The sequence below is a fragment of the Leuconostoc sp. genome, from assembly GCF_965300815.1.
The window spans coordinates 1-1,681 of the sequence record NZ_CBDKZH010000183.1; the positions used below are offsets into that span (position 1 = coordinate 1).

The following is a 1,681-nucleotide window of genomic DNA, read 5'->3' on the forward strand; positions in this document are numbered from 1 at the left end:
ACAATTACCGGAACCAAAGTCCCAAAAATGGTTACTCTGGCCACTATTTATTAGTAGTGTCTTAGTGACCCCATATTGGTTGTTTGATATATTACTGCATTTACCCCATATTCCAATTCATCAGCCCATCGTGTGGTGGCTTGTCTTAGTTATTACATTGGGCATTCCAATTATTGCTTGGTATGTGGGTCGGCAAAAAGTCCACTATGACTTTCAGCAAGTAAAACCCTTAGCCGTGGACCAAAGTACCGTAGACAAAGCGTTAAAATACTGGTGGTTTGAACGGTTATGGGTCGCGACAGTCTTGTTGTTGTTACCCCCAACATCTGTCCTGTTTTTAGTACTTTATATGATTAAACGTGATCCATTAGATGCTTTATTGATTACGGTGCATGCGACACTGTTTATGCGGCGTTTGATCCCGCACGCCTTTTCCCGTATCATGGTATCTAAACGTGATATTGAGGAGTGGGAAAAATGAAAGTTGTGTTACAACGTGTCAAATCGGCACAAGTCACGATTGATGACCAAATTGTTGGGCAAATTAAAGCTGGCTTTGTGTTATTAGTGGGTGTTGCTGATGACGACACAACGGCTGATATTGATTATCTGGTTCGAAAGATTAGTCAGTTACGTGTCTTTGAAGATGCGGACGGACGGATGAACTTGAGCATCCAAGCGATTGCTGGCGAAATTTTGTCTATTTCTCAATTTACATTGTTTGCTGATACGAAGAAGGGCAATCGGCCGAGCTTTGCCAAAGCTGGCCAACCAGCCTTTGCCAGCATGATGTACGACCAGTTTAATGCCGCACTACGGCGTACTGGATTACCGGTTGAAACGGGACAATTTGGTGCCGATATGGCAGTGTCATTAGTCAATGATGGCCCAGTAACCATTCTATTTGATACAAAAGACAACTAAAAAAGGTTCGGCTAAGCCGAACCTTTTTTAGTTGTGATGTGTTTGTCGATAATGGTAATACCAACCAAATGGGACGAGACTTTCAGTCCCGTTTTTAATACGTTGGATATTTGAGCGGTGCCGGTAAAAGACAAAGCAAGTTAACGCGGCCGCTACTAAAGTCAAAATGAGATCGTGATAGAAAAATGACGTGATCAGGGCAAAACTAAAGCCAACCATTGAACTCAACGACACCATTGACGTGAGCAGTAACATGATAATAAAGACTGCCGAGACTAGGATGAAAAATTGTGGGTTGTAGGCGAGTAAGACACCAGCTGAGGTGGCCACCGCTTTGCCCCCTTTGAATTTAATCCAAATTGAGAAGGTATGCCCAATGATGGCTGCAATACCAACCAACATGGGGTTGATCGGACTGTGGAAAAGGATGGGTAACAAGCCAGCAGCTGTCCCTTTTAAGAGATCAAGGACGAGTGTGACGGTACCGGCGACTGGACCAAGGACGCGAAAGGAGTTGGTCGTGCCGATATTACCGGAACCTTCATCACGAATATCCTTGTGATAAAAAATGAGGCCAATCCAATATCCCGGTAGTAATGACCCGAGAAAGTAGGCACAGACGAACATCAGTATTGTAGAAAACATAGTTTAACTCCTCAATATTGTGAATAAACACAAAGTTAATTCTATCATAAAAAGTCATCGTAAAGGGGGAGACATATTGAAAATGTTATTTTGAGTCTTGTCAGAATAAGTT

The 1,681-nt window shown here is 42.8% G+C and carries 3 protein-coding genes; 2 read left to right on the forward strand and 1 reads right to left on the reverse strand.

Translation table 11 applies throughout. The annotated features are described in order from the left end of the window. On the forward strand, window positions 1–481 hold a 481-nt coding region (locus ACW12G_RS07910; protein ID WP_455647710.1), incomplete at its 5' end, for a hypothetical protein. Then, complete coding sequence (gene dtd / locus ACW12G_RS07915) at window positions 478–924, forward strand: D-aminoacyl-tRNA deacylase (RefSeq protein ID WP_270747530.1); 447 nt, start codon at window positions 478–480, stop codon at window positions 922–924. The genes ACW12G_RS07910 and dtd, both read left to right, overlap by 4 nt. Window positions 925–951: 27 nt before the next feature. Here the strand turns inward: dtd and plsY are convergent, their stop codons facing one another. Next, window positions 952–1,569 carry a glycerol-3-phosphate 1-O-acyltransferase PlsY gene (gene plsY, locus ACW12G_RS07920; protein WP_029510391.1) on the reverse strand — a complete coding sequence of 206 codons (618 nt, stop codon included), beginning with the start codon at window positions 1,567–1,569 and terminating at the stop codon, window positions 952–954. Window positions 1,570–1,681: the final 112 nt, after the last annotated feature.

Excerpts from the sequence above, each read along its gene's own strand:
- dtd (WP_270747530.1), top strand. The coding sequence starts at position 478 with ATGAAAGTTGTGTTACAACGTGTCAAATCGGCACAAGTCACGATTGAT.
- plsY (WP_029510391.1), bottom strand. The coding sequence starts at position 1,569 with ATGTTTTCTACAATACTGATGTTCGTCTGTGCCTACTTTCTCGGGTCA.